Origin of the sequence: Pseudomonas nitroreducens NBRC 12694, assembly GCF_002091755.1 — a bacterium.
Taxonomy (GTDB): domain Bacteria; phylum Pseudomonadota; class Gammaproteobacteria; order Pseudomonadales; family Pseudomonadaceae; genus Pseudomonas; species Pseudomonas nitroreducens.
The window spans coordinates 344,190-367,071 of sequence record NZ_BDAI01000002.1; the positions used below are offsets into that span (position 1 = coordinate 344,190).

General features: G+C 65.4%; 18 protein-coding genes. 14 read left to right on the plus strand and 4 right to left on the minus strand.

What is annotated here, in order from left to right:
• Positions 1–16: 16 nt before the first annotated feature.
• The 4 genes from PNI01S_RS07455 to PNI01S_RS07470 form a co-directional block, all read right to left on the minus strand.
• Positions 17–1,204, minus strand: a complete 1,188-nt coding sequence (locus PNI01S_RS07455) for a lipid-transfer protein (protein ID WP_084357720.1) — start codon at positions 1,202–1,204, stop codon at positions 17–19.
• A 19-nt stretch (positions 1,205–1,223) separates the two neighbouring features.
• The gene (locus PNI01S_RS07460) at positions 1,224–2,363 is read right to left on the minus strand and encodes an acyl-CoA dehydrogenase family protein (protein WP_084357721.1); all 1,140 of its coding nucleotides are present in this window, start codon (positions 2,361–2,363) and stop codon (positions 1,224–1,226) included.
• 122 nt (positions 2,364–2,485) lie between these two features.
• The gene (locus PNI01S_RS07465) at positions 2,486–3,313 is read right to left on the minus strand and encodes an enoyl-CoA hydratase/isomerase family protein (RefSeq protein ID WP_084357722.1); all 828 of its coding nucleotides are present in this window, start codon (positions 3,311–3,313) and stop codon (positions 2,486–2,488) included.
• A gap of 85 nt (positions 3,314–3,398) precedes the next feature.
• Positions 3,399–6,215, minus strand: a complete 2,817-nt coding sequence (locus PNI01S_RS07470; RefSeq protein ID WP_084357723.1) for a winged helix-turn-helix domain-containing protein — start codon at positions 6,213–6,215, stop codon at positions 3,399–3,401.
• A gap of 248 nt (positions 6,216–6,463) precedes the next feature.
• Here PNI01S_RS07470 and PNI01S_RS07475 point away from each other — a divergent pair, with 248 nt between their 5' ends.
• The 14 genes from PNI01S_RS07475 (at position 6,464) to PNI01S_RS07540 (ending at position 22,679) form a co-directional block, all read left to right on the plus strand.
• Positions 6,464–7,618 carry a CaiB/BaiF CoA transferase family protein gene (locus PNI01S_RS07475; RefSeq protein WP_084357724.1) on the plus strand — a complete coding sequence of 385 codons (1,155 nt, stop codon included), beginning with the start codon at positions 6,464–6,466 and terminating at the stop codon, positions 7,616–7,618.
• A gap of 45 nt (positions 7,619–7,663) precedes the next feature.
• Positions 7,664–8,863 (plus strand): acetyl-CoA C-acetyltransferase, encoded by a 1,200-nt coding sequence (locus PNI01S_RS07480; protein WP_084357725.1) that lies wholly within the window; start codon positions 7,664–7,666, stop codon positions 8,861–8,863.
• Between the two features lie 15 nt (positions 8,864–8,878).
• Positions 8,879–9,274 (plus strand): Zn-ribbon domain-containing OB-fold protein, encoded by a 396-nt coding sequence (locus PNI01S_RS07485; RefSeq protein WP_084357726.1) that lies wholly within the window; start codon positions 8,879–8,881, stop codon positions 9,272–9,274.
• The gene (locus PNI01S_RS07490; RefSeq protein WP_024762811.1) at positions 9,271–10,416 is read left to right on the plus strand and encodes a thiolase family protein; all 1,146 of its coding nucleotides are present in this window, start codon (positions 9,271–9,273) and stop codon (positions 10,414–10,416) included. Before PNI01S_RS07485 ends, PNI01S_RS07490 begins: the two co-directional genes overlap by 4 nt.
• 9 nt (positions 10,417–10,425) lie before the next feature.
• The gene (gene fabG, locus PNI01S_RS07495) at positions 10,426–11,172 is read left to right on the plus strand and encodes a 3-oxoacyl-ACP reductase FabG (RefSeq protein WP_084357727.1); all 747 of its coding nucleotides are present in this window, start codon (positions 10,426–10,428) and stop codon (positions 11,170–11,172) included.
• 3 nt (positions 11,173–11,175) lie between these two features.
• The gene (locus PNI01S_RS07500; RefSeq protein ID WP_084357728.1) at positions 11,176–11,979 is read left to right on the plus strand and encodes an enoyl-CoA hydratase/isomerase family protein; all 804 of its coding nucleotides are present in this window, start codon (positions 11,176–11,178) and stop codon (positions 11,977–11,979) included.
• 21 nt (positions 11,980–12,000) lie between these two features.
• Positions 12,001–13,155 carry an acyl-CoA dehydrogenase family protein gene (locus PNI01S_RS07505; RefSeq protein ID WP_024762813.1) on the plus strand — a complete coding sequence of 385 codons (1,155 nt, stop codon included), beginning with the start codon at positions 12,001–12,003 and terminating at the stop codon, positions 13,153–13,155.
• 35 nt (positions 13,156–13,190) lie between these two features.
• Positions 13,191–14,108, plus strand: a complete 918-nt coding sequence (locus PNI01S_RS07510) for an SDR family NAD(P)-dependent oxidoreductase (RefSeq protein ID WP_024762814.1) — start codon at positions 13,191–13,193, stop codon at positions 14,106–14,108.
• A gap of 10 nt (positions 14,109–14,118) precedes the next feature.
• Positions 14,119–15,351, plus strand: coding sequence for an acyl-CoA dehydrogenase family protein (locus PNI01S_RS07515; protein WP_084357729.1), 1,233 nt, complete (start codon positions 14,119–14,121; stop codon positions 15,349–15,351).
• A gap of 49 nt (positions 15,352–15,400) precedes the next feature.
• Positions 15,401–17,128 (plus strand): long-chain fatty acid--CoA ligase, encoded by a 1,728-nt coding sequence (locus PNI01S_RS07520; RefSeq protein ID WP_024762816.1) that lies wholly within the window; start codon positions 15,401–15,403, stop codon positions 17,126–17,128.
• Positions 17,129–17,168: 40 nt separating this feature from the next.
• Positions 17,169–18,725, plus strand: a complete 1,557-nt coding sequence (locus PNI01S_RS07525; protein ID WP_024762817.1) for a long-chain-fatty-acid--CoA ligase — start codon at positions 17,169–17,171, stop codon at positions 18,723–18,725.
• Positions 18,725–19,165 carry a PaaI family thioesterase gene (locus PNI01S_RS07530; protein ID WP_084357730.1) on the plus strand — a complete coding sequence of 147 codons (441 nt, stop codon included), beginning with the start codon at positions 18,725–18,727 and terminating at the stop codon, positions 19,163–19,165. Before PNI01S_RS07525 ends, PNI01S_RS07530 begins: the two co-directional genes overlap by 1 nt.
• Before the next feature lie 273 nt (positions 19,166–19,438).
• Complete coding sequence (locus PNI01S_RS07535) at positions 19,439–21,289, plus strand: DUF1302 domain-containing protein (RefSeq protein ID WP_024762819.1); 1,851 nt, start codon at positions 19,439–19,441, stop codon at positions 21,287–21,289.
• A gap of 22 nt (positions 21,290–21,311) precedes the next feature.
• Positions 21,312–22,679, plus strand: a complete 1,368-nt coding sequence (locus PNI01S_RS07540; protein WP_024762820.1) for a DUF1329 domain-containing protein — start codon at positions 21,312–21,314, stop codon at positions 22,677–22,679.
• Positions 22,680–22,882: the final 203 nt, after the last annotated feature.

The following is a 22,882-nucleotide window of genomic DNA, read 5'->3' on the forward strand; positions in this document are numbered from 1 at the left end:
GGTAGGCGCTCCGACGTCAGTTCTTCTGGTACACGGTGACCACCCCGGCACCACCCAGGCCGAGGTTGTGCTGCACGGCGATGCGGGCGTTCGCCACCTGGCGATCACCGGCGCTGCCGCGCAACTGGTGGGTCAGCTCGTAGCATTGCGCTAGGCCGGTAGCGCCCAGCGGGTGGCCCTTGGAGAGCAGACCGCCGGACGGATTGACCACCCACTTGCCGCCATAGGTGTTGTCGCCATCGGCGACCAGCTTGGCGCCTTCGCCCTCGGCACACAGGCCGAGGCCTTCGTAGGTCAGCAGTTCGTTCTGGGCGAAGCAGTCGTGCAGTTCGATGACGTCGATATCGTTCACGCCGATACCGGCCTGCGCGTAGGCCTGCTGCGCGGCGAGGCGGGTGACCTCGAAGCCGACCACGCGGATCATGTCGCGCGTTTCGAAGGAGGCGGGGATGTCGGTGGCCATGGACTGGCCGGCGATCAGTACGTCGGTGCGCAGGCCATGTTTTTTCGCGAAAGCTTCGGAGACCACGATGGCCGCGGCGGCGCCGCAGGTGGGCGGGCAGGCCATCAGGCGGGTCAGCACGCCGGGCCAGAGCACCACGTCATTCATCACCTGCTCGGTGGTGACCACGTTGCGGAACACCGCCAACGGGTTGCGTGCGGCGTGGCGGCTGGCCTTGGCACGGATGGCGGCGAAGGTTTCCAGCTTGGTGCCGTACTTCTGCATGTGCGCGCGGCCCGCACCGGCGAACTGGCGAATGGCGTTGCTCGGTACATCGACACCGGTCACCAGTTCGCTGACGACGGCGTTGGCGCGCTCCAGCGCTGCCGGGCGGTCCGTCCAGGCGGACTTCAGGGCGCCGGGGTTCATCTGCTCGAAACCGACCGCCAGCGCGCAGTCCACCGCGCCGCTGGCGACAGCCTGGCGGGCGAGGAACAGGGCGGAAGAACCGGTGGCGCAGTTGTTGTTGACGTTGAATACCGGAATGCCGGTCATGCCGGCGTGGTACACGGCTTTCTGGCCACAGCAGGAGTCGCCATAGACGTAGCCGGCGTAGGCCTGTTGCACCAGGCGATAGTCGATGCTGGCATCGCTCAGCGCCTGTTGGATCGCCTGGGCCGCCATGACGTCATAGAAGTCGCTGGTGCCGGGTTTCTTGAACTGGATCATGCCGACGCCGGCGACGAATGCTTTCTGGCTCATGGTTGTTGTCCTTGTGTGATCAGAGCTTGCGCGAGATGAGTTCACGCATGACTTCGCTGGTGCCGCCGTAGATGCGGTTGACGCGCATGTCGACGAAGGCGCGGGCCACCGGGTACTCGAGCATGTAGCCGTAGCCGCCATGCAGCTGGACCATCTCGTCCAGCGCCTTGCCCAGGGTTTCGGTGGCGAACAGCTTGGCGATCGCCGCCTCTTCCAGGGTCAGGCGGCGGCGCATGTGCTCGCCCAGGTAGTGATCGATCATCAGGCGCACGGCGGTAGCCTGGGCCTTGATGTCGGCGAGCTTGAAGCGGGTGTTCTGGAAGTCCCAGACGGTCTGGCCGAAGGCCTTGCGGCTCTTCACGTATTCCAGGGTGTGTTCGAGCACGGTCTCCAACCGGGCGGCGGCGGAAACGGCGATGGAGAAGCGCTCCTGCGGCAGTTCGCCCATCAGGTAGGCGAAGCCCTTGCCTTCTTCGCCCAGACGGTTGCCGACCGGTACGCGCACGTTGTCGAAGTACAGCTCGGCGGTGTCCTGGGCGTGCTGGCCGACCTTGTCCAGCTTGCGGCCACGCTGGAAGCCCGGACGGTCGGTTTCCACCGCGATCAGGCTGATGCCCTTGGAGCCGGCGTCCGGGTCGGTCTTGCAGACCACGATGACCAGGTCGGCGGTCAAACCATTGCTGATGAAGGTCTTGCTGCCGTTGATGACGTACTCGTCGCCATCGCGCACGGCGCTGGTGCGCACAGCCTTGAGGTCGCTGCCGGTGCCCGGTTCGGTCATGGCGATGGCGAGAATCAGCTCCCCGGAGCAGGCACCGGGCAGCCAGCGCTGTTTCTGCTCTTCGCTGCCGCAGCGGGCGATATAGGGGGCAATGATGTCCGAGTGCATGCCCAGGCCGTTGCCAGACAGCCCGGCTCGGTTGAACTCTTCGTTGTACACCGCGCTATGGCCGAAATCGCCGCCGCCGCCGCCGTATTCCACGGGCAGAGTGATGCACAGCAGCCCTTCGCGGCCGGCCTTCAGCCAGATATCACGGTCCCATTGCCCGGCCTGGTTCCAGGCTTCCTGGCGTGGCACGCATTCGCGCTCGAAAAAGCGTCGCACCGTGGTGCGGAAGATCTCATGGTCGTCGCGGAAGACGCTGCGCTCGATATGCACGGAAGGCTCCTGACTGCCCGACCGGCGCCGCCGGTCACTGTTGTCGTGTTGCGCGAAAGGGCGCGATGGTTCGTTACGTTAGGGGGGGGCGCCGGGTGGCTACTCCACCCAGGCTGGGTGGCTCAGTCGCGGTCCCAGTCGTAGCGCGACGGCTCGCCGCGCAGGAAGGCGGAGACTGCTTCGTCGTGATAAGGCGCAGTGGAGGCGACGCCCTGGGCCAGGCCTTCCAGTTCGGCCATGGCGTTCCAGTTCGTCTCGTAGCTTTGGTTGAGCAGGCGCTTGCTCATGGCGATGGCATCGCGGGGCGAGGTCAGGAAACGGCGGGCCAGACATTGAGCCGCGGCGGGCAGTTCTTCCTGGGTGTGGATCGAATGAACGATGCCCAATTCGCGGGCTTCTTCGATCGAGACGCGGCGGGCGCTGAACAGCAATTCCTTGGCCTTCTGTAGGCCGACCGCTCGGGGCAGTGTGTAGAGCGCGCCGGAGTCCGGCACCAGGCCGAGCTTGGCGAAGGGCATGCAGAACGAGGCGCGGTTGGAGGCGACGATGAAATCCGCCAGCAGGGCAATGGCGAATCCGGCGCCGTAGGCCGGCCCGTCAACGGCGGCAATCACCGGGATCTCCAGGCCGCGCAGACGTTCCAGCCAGCCATGCAGGCGGCGGATGCGCAGGCGCATGGCGTTGGCCGAGTTGACTTCCGGGTCGGTGCTGACCTGGCGTTCCTTCAGCGACTTGATATCGCCACCGGCGCAGAAGCTGCCGCCAGAGCCGGTGATGATCAGCGCGCGCAGGCTACGGTCGGCTTCCACGCGGTCGAGCATGTCGGCGTAGTCTTCGCGCAGGTCCAGCGAGAGTGCGTTGCGCGCGGCGGGTTTCTGGTGGGTGAAGGTGGCGATGCCGTCGGCAATGGCCAGCTGGGACTCGCGAAACTCGATCACTTCGGTGCTCATGGCGGATCCTCGGGAAAGGTTCCAGCCATGCTCGGCTGCGTTGCAGCCGACGCCGCCACCCGTTGCGGGTGGCGGCGCGGTGGGGTCAGCGGTTGGCGTCTTCGGCAGTCTCCGCATCCCGCAGGCGGGCCACGGCTTCGTCGCGGCTGCCGACGCCAAGCTTGCTGTAGATGTGCCGCAGGTGCCATTTCACCGTTTCATGGGAAAGGCCCAGTGCACGGGCAATCTTCTTGTTCGGCAGGGCCTGGGCCAGTAGGCGCAGCACCTCGAGTTCGCGCTCGCTGAGCGGTTCCATGCCAGCGCCCAATTGCAGGCCGGTGGTTCGGGTTACGGGATCTGCACAGGCCTGTATGGCCGGTGCGCGGCGTGTGCCGCGCAAGCGTTCGACGTAGAACGCCAGCAGGGGGTCCAGCGGGTGGTCGCGGGTCAGTGTTTCGATCAGCTCCAGCGCATCGGGATGGGCGTCGATCACGCTGCGCAATTGGCCGTAGCGCTGGGCGACGCGTAGCAGGGCGAGGACCTTTTCCCTGGCCTGCTCGGTCTGTCCGCGCTGGGCGTCGAACACCGCGCTGAGCATTTTCAAACGGGTTACCGCCAGTTGCCGACCGTCCTGTTCCCCGGCCGCGATCATGCGGTTCAGGCGCAGGTTGGCACTGTGCAGGTCGCCGTGGGCTGCGTCCCAGCGTACGTGGGCATTCTCGACGATGATGAAGATGTCCTTGAGGTGCCGGGTGGCGGCGTCGGGATGGCGCGCGGCGATTGTGTCCAGGCGCGCCAGTTTGGTCTCGGCGGCGACCACTTCGCCCAGCAGCAGGTGCCAGTGCACCTGCCAGACCAGCGCGTGGGCCATGAGCCGGTCGAGCTTGTTGCGGCGGCCGTATTCCTCCAGGTGCTCGAGATAGGCGAAGGCTTCGCGGCGGTTGCCGGCGACCCAGTGCGCCTTGCCCAGTACTTCCAGGGCGCGCAGGACCGAGTCGGGAATCGAGATGCGCTCCAGAACATCGATCTGCGGCTCCAGCAGGGCCAGCGCGGCTTCGATTTCATTGCTTTCGTAGAGCGTGTCGCCCAGCAGGGCGGTGGCCAGGTGCAGCGCGTCCGCGCAGGAGCGGCCGTGGCGCTGCGCTTCGTAGATGACCTCGCGGTAGATGCGCTCTGCCTGGCTGATCTGGCCTTCCATCGCCAGGCTCAGGCCGATCAGGCAGCGGCCCTGCAGCGTCCCGCCGGCGGTGCCGAGCAACGGCGCACCATTGACCAGCAGGGGTGGGCGATCCAGCTGTACCTGCCGCGCCCGCTCGTATTCGCCGCGGTTCATGTACAGCCAGGAGAGGATATTCAGGCTGCCGCCGAGCATCACCGAGTTGACGCCCGGTGGCGGGTTGAGCAGCTGTGGCAGGATCGCCAGTGCCTCATCGGTGTCGTCGCGCTGCACCGCCAGCACGGCACGCAGCATCGCGAGGCGGAAGCGTGAATCGTCATCATCGACCGGCAGGTCTCGCTCCAGGCTGGAGATGCTGTTCTCGCAGGCATTGAAGTCGCGGGCGAAAACCTGCATGCGTGCCAGCAGCAGGCGCAGGCGGATGCTGGTCTGGATCTGCTCCCTGGGCAGCAGGCGCGCCAGTTCGATGAGGATACGCAGGTCGCCCTGGGCATACAGCGCCTCGAGCTGATCCTCGACCAGTTGCGCGGCCATCGCGGCCTGGCCGCCGGCTACGGCATGGCGGACGGCCTCGACCAGTTGCCCGCGATCACGCTGCCATTGCCAGGCGCGACTGTGTACCGCACTTTGCTGCTGGGCGGGCAGGCGGGCGAAGAGGCCGAGGAGCGTTTCCCGCAGCAGAGGGTGGAGGCGATACCAGTTTTCCTGATCGGGAGTCTCCAGAGCAATCAGGAACAGGTTGTCCTGCTCCAGGCGCGAGAGCAGTTCCACGGCCTCGGCAATGGCCTCCGGGCGATCGACGAGTGCTGCGCACAGGCTGGGGCAGAAGCGATTGCACACGGCGGTGTGCAGGAGCAATTCGACATCGTCGGGTTGCAGACGAGCCAGCACGGCCGATTCGAAATAGCTGGCGAAGGCCTGGTGGTCGCGCAAGGGAGATGGCGAGCCGTTGCTGCTCTGGGATGGCTTGCGCCGGCTGGCGGCGAGCAGTTGCAGGCCGGCGATCCAGCCGTCGGTCAATTCATGGATCTCACGTATCTCATCGGTAGCCAGTTCGCCCAGTTGCTGCTGCAGGAACTGCCGGGTTTCCTCCAGGGTGAAGCTCAGGTCGCGGAGATCCAGCTCCAGGACCTGTCCCTGGCTGCGCAGGCGGGCAAGCGACAGCGGCACCGCGCTGCGAGTGCCGAGCACCAGGTGCAGGTTGCTCGGCGCGTAGTCGAGCAGCCATTGCAGAGCCTGGTGGATGCCAACGTCGGTCAGGCTGTGCAGGTCGTCGAGCACCAGCACCACTTCGCGCTGGCTGCTGGCGACGCCCTGCACCAGCGTGATGATGGTGCGCTCCACCGATTCGCTGTCGAATCCGTGAGCCTCCATCAGGGACGCGTGCTGCACCATCTGCAGGTCGATCTGCGCCAGGCTGCCCAGCAGGTAGTCGATGAAGCGACCCAGGTCGTTGTCCTCCGGGCCCAGGCTCAGCCACGCGACTTCGAAACCCAGCGAGAGCAACTGCTGGCGGCAGGCGAGCAGGAGGGTGGTCTTGCCCCAGCCGGCAGGGCCCTTGATCACCGTGCAGCGACGCCGGCGGTTTTCCACCAGTTGCTGCAGCAGGCGGTCGCGACTGATGGTGCGGCTGCCGCTACGGGGAGGGACCAGCTTCGAGCGATCCAGGGCCGTGGTCAGTGCCGGTTCGTGGGGGCGGTCGTGCGGAGCTGAGACGTTTGTTGTTGTGCTGCTTGGCTTGTCCATGGCGCTTCCGAGGCAGTTTCATGCGCCCGCGATTGTTTTCAGTGTAGGCGGGCGTCGATCAGAGCATGCCCCAGTTGCCACGCTCTTCACCAGAGGCCTTCGGGAGCTCGATGAGCGGGTGGAAGGCTGCCACCCAACGCGGGTGGCGGCCCCCGCGAGCCTGGAATGTTCCATTGATGAAAAGCCGCAAAGGCGCGGCATTGCCGAGGCGCGGGCCAATTGCGCTGCAGATCAATGGGACTACGTCGATGGGTGTGTTGAGCGGTATTCGAGTTCTGGAGTTCGAGGCCATCGGCCCGGCACCCTTCGCCACCATGCTGCTGGCCGACATGGGCGCGGACGTCATCCGCATCGACCGGCCACAGGCGCACAGCGACCTGGGGCCGAAGATGAGCGGGCCGAAGGTGGATATCACCGGTCGTGGCCGCCGCTCGGTCACGCTCGACCTGAAACTCCCGGAGGCGGCGGCTGTTGCTCTGGAACTGATGGAGCATGCCGACGTACTGATCGAGGGCTTCCGCCCCGGTACCCTGGAGCGCCTGGGGCTTGGCCCCGAGCAGGCATTCGCGCGCAATCCGAAGCTGGTCTACGGCCGCATGACCGGCTGGGGCCAGCACGGCCCCCTGGCTCAGCGCGCAGGGCATGACATCAATTACATCGCGCTGTCCGGGGTGCTTTCCGGTATCGGTCCGGTGGCCGGCCGGCCCGTGCCGCCATTGAACCTGCTGGGCGACTACGGCGGTGGTGGCATGCTGCTGGCCATGGGCGTGCTGGCGGCGCTGGTCAATGTGCTGCGCGGCGGTGTCGGCCAGGTGGTGGATGCTGCCATGGCCGAAGGCGCCGCCCAGCTTGGCTCGGTGATCTGGGGGCTGCTGGCCTCCGGAAACTGGCGCGAGGAGCGCGGCAGTAATCTGCTGGATGGCGGTGCGCCCTGGTACGACACCTATCGCACCCTGGATGGGGGCTACATGGCCATCGGTCCAGTGGAGTCGCGCTTCTATGCGGAGCTGCTGGCCAAGCTTGGCCTCGATCCGGCCCAGTTGCCGCCGCAGCATGATCGCCAAGGCTGGCCGCGCCTGCGCGAGGCCTTCATGCAGGCGTTCCTCCAGCGGCCCCGTGAACAATGGTGCGAGATTTTCGCCGACAGCGATGCCTGCGTGGCGCCGGTGCTGGGGTTCACTGAGGCCGCCGAGCATCCTCATGCGCAAGCCCGAGGCAGCTTCATGCAGATCAATGGCGTGGTGCAGCCGGCGCCGGCGCCGCGTTTCCTCGGCACTCCCAATTCCGTTCCGAAGCCCGCACCGGCGCGTGGTGAGGGCGGGCTCAGCGCGTTGCGCGACTGGGGGCTGACCGACGAGCGGATCGACCGCCTGCGCCAGGGCGGATTGGGCATGAGTGCCTGACCGTCTTTGCATCCCCACGACCCGAATCGACAAGAAGAGACAGCCATGTCCAACGCCTACATCCTTTCCCCCGTGCGCACGCCCATCGGCAAGTTTGGCGGTGCGCTGGCCTCCGTGCCGGCGGCGAACCTCGCCGCGCTGGTCCTGCAGGAGGTGCTGCGGCGCACCGGCGTCGATGCCGCGCAGGTCGACGAAGCGATAGTCGCGCAGTCCTACCAGTCCAGCGAGGCACCCTGCATGGGGCGCTACGCGGCGTCACTGGCGGGGTTGCCGGACGAGGTAGCCGGCTACACCGTGGATCGTCGCTGCGGCTCCGGCCTGCAGGCAGTGATAGACGCCGCCATGCAGGTTCAGACCGGCGCTGCCGACTGCCTGCTGGTGGCCGGCGTCGAGAGCATGAGCAATATCGAGTACTACAGCACCAGCATGCGCTGGGGCGCGCGGCTGGGTGACGTGAAGCTGCACGATCGCCTGGATCGCGGGCGGGTCAATTCGCAACCGGTCAGCCGCTACGGCGAGTGCTCCGGCGGTGCGGTCGAAACCGCCGAGAATCTGGTGCGAGACTACGGCATCAGCCGTGAAGCCTGCGACCGGTGGGCCGTGGGCAGCCACCAGAAAGCCGCCGCAGCCTGGAGCCAGGGCCGCTTCGATGCCGAGGTGATGCCAGTGGCAGTGCCGCAGCGTCGAGGGGAGCCACTGGTGGTCAGGCGCGATGAGGGCATTCGCGAAGACGCCAGTTACGAGGCGCTGGCCAAGCTATCCCCGATCATCAAAGGTGGCACCGTCACCGCCGGTAGTGCCAGCCAGCAGAACGATGCGGCGGCGGGGTGCCTGGTGGTGTCCGAGCGCTTTGTCATCCAGAACGACCTGCGCCCGATGGCGCGCTTCGCTGGCTGGGCCTCGGCCGGCTGTCACCCGCTGCGCATGGGCATCGGTCCGGTACCGGCGGTGGCCAAACTGCTGAAGCGACTGAACCTCGAGATGGCGGACATGGGCCTGATCGAGGTCAACGAGGCCTTCGCCGGCCAGGTGCTCGCCGTGCTGCGCGAATGGCAGCTCGAGGACGATCCGCGCATCAATGTCAACGGTTCCGGGATTTCCCTGGGCCACCCGATCGGCGCCACCGGCCTGCGCATCATGACCTCGCTGCTCCACGAGATGCAGCGCAGCAAAGTCCGTTACGGCCTGGAAACCATGTGCATCGGCGGCGGGCAGGGGCTTGCCGCGGTGTTCGAACGCGTCTGAAGCCAAGGAGCTCCCATGAGTGAACACCACGAGGCGACACCCAGCGTCGCCGAACAACCCTGGCGCGAGCGAGATGGCCGTGTGGTTCTGCTCGCCAGCCGGCGTGCCGGCCATGCTGGCCTGCACTTTCCACCGCTACCGGAAACCTCGCCACTGTGCGAGGGCGGCGAACTGGTTGAACTGGATTCCACGCCGCGCCTGTACAGCTTCACCGTCGTGCATTTCAGCCCGAAGGCGAACAAGCCGCCGCAGCCGCTCGGCCTGGCTGACTTCCCCGAGGGCCTGCGGGTGTTCGCCCGCCTGGATTATCCCGCCGGGCGCCAGCCGCGTATCGGTGAAGCGCTGAGCCTGTGCCTGGTGGAGTCCGACAGCGGCCCGATCTATGCCTTCCGTCCGCAGGAGGACGCATGAACAAGCCCGTCTACATTTCCGGCGTGGCGATGACGCCGTTTGGCCGTCCGAACGCCTCCATGCAGGACCTCACCCAGCAGGCTGTATTGCAGGCCCTGACCGACGCTGGCGTCGAGCTGCACGAGCCGCAGGCGTTCTATGCGTGCAACGTCTTCGGCGGCATGGTCCTGGGCCAGGTACTGCTGCGTGATCTCGGGCTTTCCGGCCTGCCGATCTACAACGTCGAAAACGCCTGCGCCAGCGGTGCCACTGGCGTGCATCTGGCCTGCCATGCGCTGCAGGCGGGCATCTACGACACTGTGGTGGTGTTCGGCGTGGAGAAGCTCACCGCCTTGGGCGGCGGGACCATTCCGCTGCAGCGCAACGACTACATGACCGAGCTCTATGCCCGTGCCGGCATGGCGTTGCCGGCGATCTACGCCATGCGCGCCACCCGCTACCTGCACGAATTCGGCGTGAGCGCCGACGTGTTGGGCGAGGTGGCGGTGAAGAACCGCCGCCATGGTGCGCTCAATCCCTACGCGCAGACCCGTACCGAGGTATCCCTCGATGAGGTGATGAACTCGCGGATGGTCTTCGATCCGCTGACGCTGCTGCAGTGCTGCCCGTCAGCGGTGGACGGCGCGGCAGCGCTGGTGCTGACCACTCGCAAGCCGCAGCAGGCGCGCCCGGTACGGGTGATGGCCTCGGTGATCCAGTCCGGCCGTGCCGAGGAACCGGACGATGACATCCTGTCAGCCGAGATCACCGCCCGCGCCGCCACGCTGGCCTATCAGCAGGCGGGCGTGAAGCCGGCCGATATCGATGTCATCGAGTTGCACGACGCCTTCAGCATCGCCGAACTCATCTACTACAACGCCCTGGGTCTGTGCGGCCGCGGTGAGGCTCACGAGCTGCTGAAAAGCGGTGCCACCAGCCTGGGTGGCAAGACAGTGGTGAACCCCTCCGGCGGCCTGCTCGCCAAGGGCCACCCACTGGGCGCCACCGGCGTCGCACAGATGGTCGAGGCGGTCTGGCAGCTGCAACAGCGTGCCGGCGAACGCCAGGCCGATGGCGCCGAGCTGGCGCTGACCCAATGCACCGGCGGCGGCATCGCCGGCGTCGATCACGCGGCGTCCGCCGTACACATTCTGGGTGTTTGAGGAATTTCCATGAGCAAGCAAGTTGCAATCGTTACCGGCGGCGCCCAGGGCATCGGCCTGGGCCTGACCCGAGCACTGTTGAGTGCCGGTTATGCGGTGGCCATGTTCGATCTCAATAGCGAGGCCATGGACAAACTGGTCGCGGAAGCGGGCGCCCAGGCGCAGAACCTGATGGGCGTGAAGGTCGACGTGACCAGCGCCGAGCAGGTCAACGCTGCCGTGGCGCAGGTCGCCGCGCGCTGGAAGGCGCCGGACCTGCTGGTGAACAATGCCGGCCTCACCCGTGACAAGCGCCTGGTGAACATGAGCGAGGCGGACTGGGACCTGGTACTGGATGTCAATCTCAAGTCGCAGTTCCTCTGCGCCAAGGCCGTCGTGCCGGGGATGATCGAGCAGGGCTTCGGGCGCATCGTCAATATCTCATCGCGCGCCTGGCTCGGTGGCTTCGGCCAGGCCAACTACTCGGCGGCGAAGGGTGGCGTGATCAGCCTCACGCGCACCCTGGCGATCGAGTTGGCCAAGCATGGCATCACCGCCAATGCCATCGCTCCGGGCGCCATCGACACACCGATCCTCGCACCGCTCTCCGACGAGCAACGGGCGAAGATCATGGCGACCATTCCCGTGGGCCGCATCGGCAAGCCCGAGGATATCGCCCATGCGGTACTGATGTTCGCCGACCCGAAGGCGTCCTACATCACCGGCCAGACGCTGTACGTCTGTGGCGGCCGTTCCCTGTCCAGTCCGAGCGCGTAAGCCATGGCGATCCAGTTCCAGATCATCGGCCACGTGGCGCTCATCACCCTGGATGCGCCCGAATCCATGAACGCCCTGACCATCGGCGATCTGCGCCATCTGCGCAAGGCGCTGAACACCGCGCAGGATGACGACCAGGTGCGCGTCATCGTTCTGACCGGCGCCGGCGACAAGGCGTTCTGCACCGGCGCCAACCTCAAGGCGACGCTGCCGCCGTCCACGGGCTTCGCCAGCGGTTACTTCAAGAGCCGCGCGGCGGAGGCCGAGGAGGGCGGCTACACACGGCTGATCGACCTCGGCGACCTGGAAATCTGGAAACCGATGATCGCCGCCATCCATGGCTATTGCCTGGGGGGCGGCCTGGAGCTGGCGCTGCAGTGCGACCTGCGCATTGCCAGCGACGAAGCGTCTTTCGCTCTGCCCGAAGCCAAGGTGGCCAGCGTTCCGGCGGTGGGTGGCGTGCAGTACCTGATGCGTGCGGTACCCTCCGCCCACGCGATGAAGTTGGCACTGACCGGCGAGCGCATCGGCGCGGAGGAAGCCTTGCGCATCGGCCTGATCAGCGACTGCGTGCCGCGGGAGGGCCTGCTGCCGCTGGTCATGCAACTGGCCGAGCGGATTGCCGCCAATGGCCCACTGGCGGTCCAGGCGATCAAGCGCCTGGCGGTGGAAACCAGCCACATGGCGCCGCGCGATTTCGTCGCCCAGTCCAACCTGCATTGGGGCCTGCTGCGCGACAGCAAGGACCGTATCGAAGGCCGCAAGGCTTTCGCCGAAAAACGCTCGCCGAAATACACCGGCGCCTGAGCCCGTCAACGAGTTCCCACGATGAATTTCGCGCCTAACGAATCCCAGGAAATGATGATCGATGCGGCCAAGCGCATGGTGCGCGACCGTATCGATCCGGTGCTCTCTCGTCACCCCGTGGATAAGCCGCTACCCAAGGCGGCCATGCTGGAAATCTATGCCGCGCTGGCCGAGTTGGGCATCACCGCGCCGCGCCTGCCGGTGGAAGTCGGCGGCGGTGGGCTGAAGATGCTCGACTACGGGCTGATCCTCGAACAACTGCCGGCCATCGTCGCGTTGTCGCTGATCTCCCATGAAGGCACCGTGGCGCGCATCTACTCCGGCTGTCCGGAGGCGATTGCCGCGCAGTACCTGCCAGACCTGATCGCCGGGCGCAAGATCGCCTGCACCGCCAACTCCGAAGTGAACGCCGGCTCCGACTCCAATGCGGTGAAGACCCGTATCCGTGTCGAGGGCGAACACGCCTACATCACGGGGCGCAAGATCTGGATCACCAACGCCTCGGTGTGCGACGTGCTCAACGTCTCTTGCACCCTGGGCAACGACGAGCGCGGCCGGCCTATCGCCCAGCGCGCGTTGGTCGACCGCAGTCAGTCGCAGGTCGAGGTGCGCGAAATCGGTGTCACCGGCTTGCAGCAGGGGCACTTGAGCGAGGTGGTCCTCGAGGAGACGCGCATTCCGCGCAGCCACCTGATCGGCGAGGCGGGCGACGCGGCCAAGACGCTCACCGTCGGCTGGAATGGCAACCGTCCGCTGATTGGCCTGATGTGCGTGCACCTGGCGCAGAAGGCTTTCGAGATGTGCGTCGAGTACACCCGCGTACGCGAGCAGTTCGGCAAGCCGCTGGCCGCGCACCAACTGGTGCAGCAGGACCTGGCCGACATGGAGACCCTGATCGTCACCTCGCGCCTGCTCTGCTACCAGGCGCTGGACGCCATGGACCGCGGCCAGCGCGCCAACGGCACCTCGGCCATGGCCAAGCGCTACGCCACCCAGGCCTGCGAGCGCGCGCTGGGCTTGGCGATGCAACTGCACGGCGGCATGGGCATCACTGAGGAACTGGGCATCGAGCGCATGTGGCGTGATGCCCGGATGTTCCAGGTGCCCGACGGCATGAACGGCATCCTGGCGCTGATCCAGGGCCGCGAGATCACTGGCCTCAGCGCATTCCGCTGAGAGCCGCACAGAACAAGAATACGAGGGAGCAATCGATGAGTTCGCAGATGATGGAAGGCAAGGTCGTCATCGTCACCGGTTCCGGCCGGGGCATCGGCCGCGAGATGGCGCTGCAGATGGCCGCGCAGGGCGCGCGCGTGGTGGTCAACGACGTTGGTGTCAGCGTGACCGGGGCTGCCGATGATGAAGACCCCGGCCGCGAGGTGGTGGACGCGATCCACTCGGCGGGTGGCGAGGCGGTATTGAGCCGCGACAGCGTGTCGGAATGGGACAGCGCGCAGCGTATCGTTCAGCAGGCGCTGGACAGTTTCGGCCGAGTCGACGCGGTGGTGAACAATGCCGGTATCCTGCGTGACCGCATCTTCCATCAGATGAGTCCGGAAGAGTTCGATGCGGTGATCAAGGTGCACCTGTACGGCAGCTTCTACATGAGCCGCGCGGCCATCACCCATTTCCGTGAGCAGAAGTCCGGCGCCTTCGTGCACATGACCTCCACTTCGGGTCTGGTCGGCAATGTCGGCCAGGCCAACTACGCGGCGGCCAAGCTGGGGATCGTCGGTCTGTCCAAGTCCATCGCCCTGGACGGCGCGCGCTACGGCGTGCGCTCGAACTGCATCTCGCCCTTTGCCTGGAGCCGCATGGTCGGCTCGATTCCCGCTGCTGATCCGGCCCAGGCCGCACGGGTGGAAAAGATCAAGTCGATGACGCCGGCGCCGATCGCCGCCATGGCCACCTTCCTGGCCAGCGATGCAGCGGCCAGCGTCAACGGGCAGATCTTCACCGTGCGCAAGAACGAAGTCTTCCTGATGAGCCAGCCGCGGCCGATTCGCTCGCTGCACCGTGCCGAAGGCTGGACGCCGGAGTCGTTGGCCGAGCATCTGCTGCCGGCTTTTACGCCATCCTTCCTGCCGCTGGAAGTGTCGAGCAACGTGTTTGGCTGGGACCCGGTCTGAGGAGCGCACCATGGATTTCACGATTCCCGATGAGTGGGTCGCGGTTGGCGATGCCCTGATCCGCTTCATCCAGCAGGAAGTCGAGCCGCTGGAGAAGCAGCATGCCGTGCTGCTGCACAACGAACGCAAGTTGTACACCGAAGAAGGCCGCTACGCGCCGGAGCTGATGGCGCTACGCGCCCGCGTCCGTCAGTTGTCCGCCGAGGCCGGCTTCTACACGGCGCTGGGCGATGAGTCGCTGGGTGGCGGTGGGCTCGGCGCCCAGGTCTCGGTCTACATCCAGGAGCGTCTCAATGCCCACGTCGGCCCGTCGCGACAGCTGATCCAGACGGTGATCCTGCCATCGCCCTTCACCAATGGTTTGACGCCGGTGCTCAAGCATATGGACCCGAAGGTGCTGGCGGATTATCTGCCAGGCATCGCCAGTGGCGAGAAGACAATGTGCTTCGGCCTGAGCGAGCCGGATGCCGGCTCCGACGTCATGGCCATGCGCACCCGTGCGGTACGCGATGGCGACCATTGGGTGATCAACGGCACCAAGCAGTGGATTACCAACGCGCCTTATGCCGACTACGCGATGATTTTCGCCGTCACCGACGAAGAGAAGGCCAAGGCAGGGAAGGGCGGCATCAGCGGTTTCTTCCTGCCAACCGATACACCCGGTTTTTCCGTGCCGAGTGTCATCCCAACCATGGGGCACCTGGGCGCAGATATCGGCATTGTCAGCCTGGACAATGTACGGGTGCCGCACAGTCATCTCATCGGCCCACAGGACAAGGGGCTGAGCGTGGCGCTGGATGGCGTGAATGCCGGCCGCCTGAGCATGGCGGCGTCCTGTCTGGGACTGGCGCGCTGGGCACTGGACCAGGCGCTGGACTACGCCAAGGTCCGCAAGACCTTCGGCAAGCCGATCGCCGAGCACCAGATGGTGCAGGCCATGCTGGCCGAGTGCGCCATGGACATCTATGCGGTGAAGAGCATGGTCAGCCATTGCGCCTGGCTGATTGATCAGGACATGCCTGCGACCAAGGAAGTTTCCATCGTCAAGGCGTCCTCCACCGAGGCATTGTGCCGCGTGATGGACCGCTGCATGCAGATCCACGGCGGCATGGGGCTGACCAACGAGTTGCGCCTGGAGGAAGGTTTCCGCTTCGCTCGCACCATGCGTATTCCCGACGGCACCTCGGAAATCCAGCGACGCACCATCGCCCGACGGTTGCTCGATGGCGATACGCGCTTCTGACCGATAATTCCAACAAGCGGGCCACAACCCGCGATAGGAGGCTTTCTTCATGGCCTACAGCCATCCCTGCCCAACGGCGCCCGGGGTGATCGAGCGCCCGTCCGGACCGCTACGCGTCGACCCGCGCCACGCCGCGAATCTTCCGACGCGACAGGTGCACATCCCCGAGACGAGTATCTTCTCGCACCTGGAAACAGCTGCCCGGCGTTACCCAGGCAAGACCGCGGTGCAGTTCTTCGGCGCCGCCTATCGCTACGCCGAACTGCTGCGTGACGCCGAGCGGATGGCCGGCTACCTGCAGAACGTCTGCGGGGTGGAGCGCGGCGACCGGGTCGTGGTGTTCAGCCAGAACTGCCCGCAGTACATTGCCGCGTACTTCGCCATCCTGCGCGCCGATGCCGTGCTGGTGCCGGCCAATGCCATGCTCCGGCTCGACGAAATGGAGCATATCGTCAGCGACAGCGGCGCCGTGGCAGCCTTCGTCGCCGAAGAGCTGGTGGAGCAGGTCGCGCCGCTGATCGGGCGCACCTCGCTGCGCCATGTGATCGTGCATGCCTACGGCGATGCGTTGGGCGAGGATGATGCGGGCCTGGCTGTGCCGGACTGGGTGCGTCGGCCGTCATCGACCGAGTCCCTGTTCGCCGGTGGCGAGCGCTGGACGGCCGCCCTGGCCCAGGAGCACGCGCCGGCGCCACACCGGGCCGGGCCGGATGATCTGTGCATGCTGCCCTACACCTCGGGCACCACCGGCAAACCCAAGGCGTGCGTGCACACGCACCGCACCGTCAGCACCTCGTTCGTCGGGGGGAGCCTCTGGCGGCCCACCAATGCTTCCTCGGTGTTCCTCGCGGTGGCCCCGCTGTTCCACCTGCTGGGCCTGCAGACCAACGTCAACGCGGCGATCTTCAATGGCGCCACCATCGTGCTGATGCCGCGCTGGGACCGCGAGACCGCTGCCACGCTGATCGAGCGCCATGGGGTGACCTTCTGGGCGGCGCTGCCCACCATGCTGGTGGACTTCTTTGCCCTGCCGGGCATCGAGCAGCGCGACCTGTCGAGCCTGGCAATCATCACCGGCGGCGGGGCGGCGACACCGCAGCACATCAATGACCTGCTGAAGAATCGCTACGGCCTGGACTACATCGAAGGCTACGGCCTGACCGAGACCGCCTCGTTCCTCTGCACCAATCCGTTGTTCAGGCCCAAGCGCGGTTGCCTGGGTATTCCGACCTATGGCGTGGACCTGCGCCTGCTCGATCCGGAAACACTGCAGCCGGTGCGCCAGGGCGACGTCGGCGAGATCGTCGCGCATGCCGCGCAGATCATGCTCGGCTACTGGAACAACCCCAGGGCCAACGCCGATACCTTCATCGTCATCGACGGCAAGCGCTTCCTGCGCACGGGCGACCTGGCAAGCATGGACGAGGACGGTTACCTGTTCATGCGCGACCGCCTCAAGCGAATGATCAATGCGTCGGGCTTCAAGGTCTGGCCGGCGGAAATCGAAGCGATGCTGCATACGCATCCGGCGATTTCCGAGGCTTGCGTGATCGCTGCTCCCGACCCGCATCGCGGGGAAACGGTGAAGGCCGTCGTCACCCTCAAGCCCGGTTCCCTCCTGGGCAGCGACGAGCTGCTCGCCTGGTGTCGCGAGCACATGGCGGTCTACAAGGCGCCGCGAGTGGTGCAGATCGTCGACAGCCTGCCGAAGAACGCCACCGGCAAGATCGCCTGGCGCGAACTGCAGGAACAGGAGATGGCCCGCTGCGCCAGTTGAGCGCGCGGGTCCGATAACAACAATTCCAAGGACTCTCACCATGTATCTGACGCAAGGTCTGCAGCGTTCGCTGCAGCAAACGCCTGACAAGATCGTCACCCTGTTCGGCGCCCGTCGCCGTACCTTCCGCGAATTCGGCGAGCGCGTCGCGCGCCTGGCCGGCGCGCTGCAACAGCTGGGCATGGTACCTGGCGACCGGGTCAGCATGCTGGCGCTGAACTCGGACCGCTACCTGGAGTACATGCAGGGCACCTGGTGGGGCGGTGGCGTACTCAACCCCATCAACATCCGCTGGGCCGTGCCGGAGATCGCCTACTCCCTGGACGATTGCCACACCCGCTTCCTGCTGGTGGATGACTACTTCCTGCCGATGGTGGAGGAGATTCGCCGCCAGGTTCGTGGCCCGCTGACGCTGATCTACGCTGGCGAGAAACAGGCACCGGCCGGCCTGCTCGATTACGAGACCCTGCTCGCCGAAGCCAGCCCCGTGGCGGATGCGGGCCGTGGCGGCGAAGACCTCGCCTGCATCATGTACACCGGCGGCACCACCGGCTTCCCCAAGGGGGTGATGCAGACCCACCTGAACCTGTGGTCCGCCTGCATCCAGCGTATGGCGGAAATCCACCAGAGCGCCGAACAGCGCGATCTGCACGTGATGCCGTTGTTTCACATCGCCGGTCTGGCCCGTGTGGTGTCGGGTTTCATCGCTGGCGGCTCGCATGTGATTCAGCCGACCTTCGATGCCACGGCAGTGCTCAAAGCCATCTCGCAAGAGGGTGTGACCGACAGCATTCTGGTGCCGACCATGATTCTCGGCCTGCTGGCGCATCCGGAGTTCGACCGGTACGATTTGAGCTCGATGCAGCGCCTCACTTATGGCGCCTCTCCGACCGCCGGGGAGATGATCGAGCAGGTACTGGCAAAACTGCCGCACCTGCAGTTGTCGCATTCCTACGGCCTTACCGAAGCGTGCCCGATCGTCTCCACCAATCCGCCGCAGAACCATGGGCCGGAGGCACGCGAAAGTGGCCTGATCCGCTCCGTCGGGCGTGGCGGCCTGGGAGTCAACGTGATGATCGTCGACGAGTCCGGCGTCGAGGTGCCGCGCGGAACTGTCGGTGAAATCATTGTCCGCGGTCCGAACATCATGGCCGGCTACTGGAACAAGCCGGAGGAAACCGCCAAGGCCCTGCGCGATGGCTGGCTGTTCACCGGCGATGGCGCCTATATGGACGAGCAGGGCTACCTGTTCATCGTCGACCGCCTCAAGGACATGATTGTCAGCGGTGGCGAGAACGTCTATTCCGCCGAAGTCGAGAACATCATCGCCCGCCATCCGGCGGTGCTGATGTGCGCGGTGATCGGCGTACCGCACGAGCAGTGGGGCGAAGCGGTGCATGCCATCGTGGTGCGCAAGCCCGGCGCACAGGTCAGCGAGGACGAGCTGCGCGGATACTGCCGCGAATATATCGCCAGCTACAAGTGCCCGAAATCGATGGAGTTCCGTGAAACACTGCCGCTCACCGGTGCCGGCAAGATTCTCAAGCGCGAACTGCGCGAGCCGTTCTGGGTGGGCAAGAGCCGGGCGGTGAACTGATGATGACGACCGATGGGGGGGCGCAGCCAGCGCCCGGAAGTTTCTCGGCCCTGCCGACTCCGCCCGGGTTCGTACGCTTCTGTGGGGGGTTCTATCTGCACGACGAGCTGCCCCTGCTCGGCGTGCGGATTGGCGGTCACCTGCTCAACTCCGTGCGCATCGTCCACGGCGGCTTCCTCGCCACGCTGGCCGATACCGCCTTTGGCGTGGTGTTCAAGCGTGAATATGGCCTCGAGGTGCCGCCGATCACGGTCAGCCTGAACCTCGACTACCTTGGCGCGGTGCGTGAAGGTGACTGGCTGGAGGCTCACGTGCAGATACTCAAGTTCGGCGGCAGTTTCGCCAACGCCGATTGTCTGCTGAAAGTGGGGGAGCGCACGGTGTTGCGAGCCACTGGCATCTTTACCATCTGGAAGGGCAAGATACCCGGCAGAACCTGACGGCTACTGTTCCCCGTGATACCCAGCGCCCCGCCGGCCAACCGGCGGGGCGCTGGCATTTTCGGGGTTACGGCAAGGTTCGTGAAAGGCCTCTGGCACAAGGCTTTTCGCGCAGCCTGTCACTCTTGGTAACGCACTTTCCCAAGTGTGGAGAGAACGCGATGGCCGCCGCCGAAAAGGGACTCAAAGAATTACCCGATCGGGTGAATTGGCCCCCGCGAATGCCTCGATAGCATCAGCTCTCCCAACACTGATCCGCTTTCGGAGCGCCGCATGAGAACAATAAGAAAACGCGGAGTTTTTCAGCCGCACCTGCTGGCTGCCGCCGTCGCCCTGGGCGTCGGCTCGCAAGCCAAGGCCGTCGATTTCAACATTGGGGAGATCGAAGGCAAGTTCGACTCCTCGCTGTCCATCGGGGGCAGTTGGTCCACGCAGTCCCCCGACAAACAGTTCATCTCCAACTTCAACTCCGTGGGCGTGAAGGGCGGCAAGTCGTCGTCGCGCACCGTGGATGACGGTCGCCTGAACTTCAAGAGCGGCGAGAACTTCTCGACCATCTTCAAGGGCCTGCACGACCTGGAGCTGAAGTACGGCGACAGCGGCGCCTTCGTCCGCGGCAAGTACTGGTATGACTCCGAGCTCAAGGACGGCAACCAGCATTACTACGACATCGATGACCATGGGCGTGACCGTGCGGCCAAGTCGTCCGGCGCGATGTTCCTCGACAGTTTCCTCTACCACAACTACCAGCTCGGCGACCTGCCGGGCAACGTGCGCCTGGGCAAGCAGGTGGTGAGCTGGGGCGAGAGCACCTTCATCCAGAACGGCATCAACTCGATCAACCCGATCGACGTCGCCGCGTTGCGCCGCCCCGGGTCGGAGATCAAGGAAGGCCTGGTGCCGGTCAACATGTTCTACCTCTCCCAGGGGTTGATGGAGAACGTCAACGCCGAGGCCTTCTACCAGCTCGAATGGGACAAGACGGTGACCGACAACTGCGGCACCTTCTTCGGCACCGACGGCATCCCCAAGGGCTGCAACGACCGCCTCGTGGTCTCCGGCCAGGACCTGGCGCCGGGTGTGGCGAAGAATACCGGCGGTGCCCTGGCGATCGCCCAGGGCCTGGACGACGTCTACATCCCCCGGCAGAAGGACAACGACGCGCGCGACAGCGGGCAGTTCGGCCTGGCGCTGCGCTGGTTCATTCCAGACTGGAACGATACCGAGCTGGCGGCCTACGCCATGAACTACCACAGCCGCAACCCTTTCCTCAGCACCATTCGCACCACCGGAGCCGGTAGTCCGCCCAGTGCGCTGAATGTGCCGCGCAATGCTGGCTACTTCATCGACTATCCGGAAGACATCCGCCTTTACGGCGTGAGCTTCCAGACCAATATCGCCGGGACGTCCCTCGGTGGTGAGGTCAGCTACCGACCGAACATGCCGCTGCAGATCAGCACCCCTGACCTGCTCAGCGCCACCACCAACATTCCAGGCACCCCCAGCCTCAACCCCCTGGTCACCACTGGATACGTCAGCGGTATTCCCGGTGGGGGCGTGATCAATGGCTACAAACGCATGCCGGTGCTGCAGGCCCAGGTCACCGCCACTCAGTTCATCGACCAGGTGATGGGGGCCGAGCGCCTGACCCTGATCGGCGAGGTCGGCTACAACCGCATCAACGGTCTGGGCGACTCGGATGGCACCGACATCCGCTTCGGCCGCAACCCGGCATTCGGCTCCGGCATCCTGCCGACTGCCGCGGGCGCAACGACCTGTGCCGGCACCGCGGTGGGGCAGGCCAATGCCAGCAACCCGGCGCAGAAATGCAATAGCCACGGCTTCTACTCTGCCAACTCTTGGGGGTATCGCCTGCGCGGCATGCTCGATTACCCGGACGTATTCGCCGGGGTGAACCTTAAGCCCAACCTGGCCTGGTCCCACGACGTCGAAGGTCGCGGCCCGAACTTCGAGGAAGGTGCCAAGGCCATCAGCCTCGGCCTGGATGCCGACTACCTGAATACCTACACCGCCAGCCTCAGTTACACGAACTACTTCGATGGCGAATACAACACCCTGACCGACCGGGACTTCGTCTCGCTCAGTTTCGGCGTGAACTTCTGATTGAGCACAGGCAGAAACTCGCATGAAAAAGATCGTATTCCTGCAAACCGGCGCCCTGGCGCTGTCCCTGCTGGCCACCGGTGTGATGGCGGCCATTTCTCCCGAGGAAGTCGCCAAGCTCGGTACCAGCCTGACTCCACTGGGTGGCGAAAAGACCGGTAACGCCGACGGCAGCATTCCCGCCTGGACCGGTGGCCTGAAGCCTGGCGCCGCTCCGGTGGATGGCAACGGTTTCCTGGGCAATCCCTATGCCAGCGACAAGCCGCTGTTCGTCATCACCCCTGCCAACGTCGATCAGTACAAGGACAAGCTCACCCCCGGTCAGCTGGCGATGTTCAAGCGCTATCCGGATACCTACAAGATCCCGGTGTATCCGACCCGTCGCAGTGCTTCTTCTCCCGAATCGGTGTACGAGGCGGCGAAGAAGAGCGCAGCCAGCGCCGAACTGGTCAGCGGTGGCGACGGTATCGCCAATGTCAGTGGGCGCTACTACCCGTTCCCCATTCCAAAGAGTGGTGTGGAGGTGGTGTGGAACCACGAGACCCGTTATCGCGGTACCAACTACACCCAGCAGATTGCCCAGGCCACTCCCCAGGTCAATGGCGATTACACCATCGTGTCGCTGCAGCAGAATGTCGGCGTACCTTCCCTGATGAAGGATTTCGATCCGAAAAAGGTGGGCGATTACCTGTTCCTGCTGCGCCAGGAAGTGACCGCGCCGTCGCGCATGGCCGGCAACGTGCTGCTGGTCTATGAAACCACCGATCAGGTCAAGGAACCGCGCAGCGCCTGGTCCTACAACGCCGGCCAGCGCCGCGTGCGCCGCGCTCCGCAGGTAGCCTACGACGGCCCGGGTACGGCCGCCGACGGCCTGCGGACAGCCGATAATGCCGACATGTACAACGGCTCGCCGGATCGCTACCAGTGGAAGCTGATCGGCAAGCGCGAGATGTACGTGCCGTACAACAACTACAAGTTGTGGTCGCCTCAGGTGAAGTACGCCGACATTCTCAAGCCCGGCCACATCAACCAGGACCTGACGCGGTACGAGCTTCACCGGGTCTGGGAAGTGGAGGGCACGCTCAAGCCCGGCCAGCGCCACATCTATGCCAAGCGCCATATGTACTTCGACGAGGACACCTGGTCCCTGCTGGAAGTGGATCACTACGACGGTCGCGGCCAGCTGTGGCGCGTGGGTGAGGGTTACCAGGTCAACGACTACCAGCATGGCATCAGCCTGTACGCCGCCCAGGCCCTGTACGACCTGATCGCTGGCCGCTACCTGGTGTTCGGCATGACCAACGAATCGAAGAAGGCTACCCAGTACGACCAGAACTACAGTATGAACGACTTCACTCCCGCGGCCCTGCGCAACGCCGGTATCCGCTGAAGCAAGGCGCTTGAAGGCGGCGTGTGGGTGGTCCAGCGCCGCTCTTCTGCCGGGGCACGGCTCCTGCCCCGGCTTCTTTCATCGTGAACTCTCTCACGGGCCACTCTTGCCTCGACGCCACCTGACGTGGGGGGTGCCTTTTCCCTCGGTGTTTTGCAGCATCGTTTCCGACTCAGCGGATCGCCGTGCGTCTGCGCCGGCCG

Coding starts and splice junctions, on each gene's coding strand:
- PNI01S_RS07455 (WP_084357720.1), bottom strand. CDS start 1,204: ATGAGCCAGAAAGCATTCGTCGCCGGCGTCGGCATGATCCAGTTCAAG.
- PNI01S_RS07465 (WP_084357722.1), bottom strand. CDS start 3,313: ATGAGCACCGAAGTGATCGAGTTTCGCGAGTCCCAGCTGGCCATTGCC.
- PNI01S_RS07470 (WP_084357723.1), bottom strand. CDS start 6,215: ATGGACAAGCCAAGCAGCACAACAACAAACGTCTCAGCTCCGCACGAC.
- PNI01S_RS07475 (WP_084357724.1), top strand. CDS start 6,464: ATGGGTGTGTTGAGCGGTATTCGAGTTCTGGAGTTCGAGGCCATCGGC.
- PNI01S_RS07480 (WP_084357725.1), top strand. CDS start 7,664: ATGTCCAACGCCTACATCCTTTCCCCCGTGCGCACGCCCATCGGCAAG.
- PNI01S_RS07485 (WP_084357726.1), top strand. CDS start 8,879: ATGAGTGAACACCACGAGGCGACACCCAGCGTCGCCGAACAACCCTGG.
- PNI01S_RS07490 (WP_024762811.1), top strand. CDS start 9,271: ATGAACAAGCCCGTCTACATTTCCGGCGTGGCGATGACGCCGTTTGGC.
- fabG (WP_084357727.1), top strand. CDS start 10,426: ATGAGCAAGCAAGTTGCAATCGTTACCGGCGGCGCCCAGGGCATCGGC.
- PNI01S_RS07500 (WP_084357728.1), top strand. CDS start 11,176: ATGGCGATCCAGTTCCAGATCATCGGCCACGTGGCGCTCATCACCCTG.
- PNI01S_RS07505 (WP_024762813.1), top strand. CDS start 12,001: ATGAATTTCGCGCCTAACGAATCCCAGGAAATGATGATCGATGCGGCC.
- PNI01S_RS07510 (WP_024762814.1), top strand. CDS start 13,191: ATGAGTTCGCAGATGATGGAAGGCAAGGTCGTCATCGTCACCGGTTCC.
- PNI01S_RS07515 (WP_084357729.1), top strand. CDS start 14,119: ATGGATTTCACGATTCCCGATGAGTGGGTCGCGGTTGGCGATGCCCTG.
- PNI01S_RS07520 (WP_024762816.1), top strand. CDS start 15,401: ATGGCCTACAGCCATCCCTGCCCAACGGCGCCCGGGGTGATCGAGCGC.
- PNI01S_RS07525 (WP_024762817.1), top strand. CDS start 17,169: ATGTATCTGACGCAAGGTCTGCAGCGTTCGCTGCAGCAAACGCCTGAC.
- PNI01S_RS07530 (WP_084357730.1), top strand. CDS start 18,725: ATGATGACGACCGATGGGGGGGCGCAGCCAGCGCCCGGAAGTTTCTCG.
- PNI01S_RS07535 (WP_024762819.1), top strand. CDS start 19,439: ATGAGAACAATAAGAAAACGCGGAGTTTTTCAGCCGCACCTGCTGGCT.
- PNI01S_RS07540 (WP_024762820.1), top strand. CDS start 21,312: ATGAAAAAGATCGTATTCCTGCAAACCGGCGCCCTGGCGCTGTCCCTG.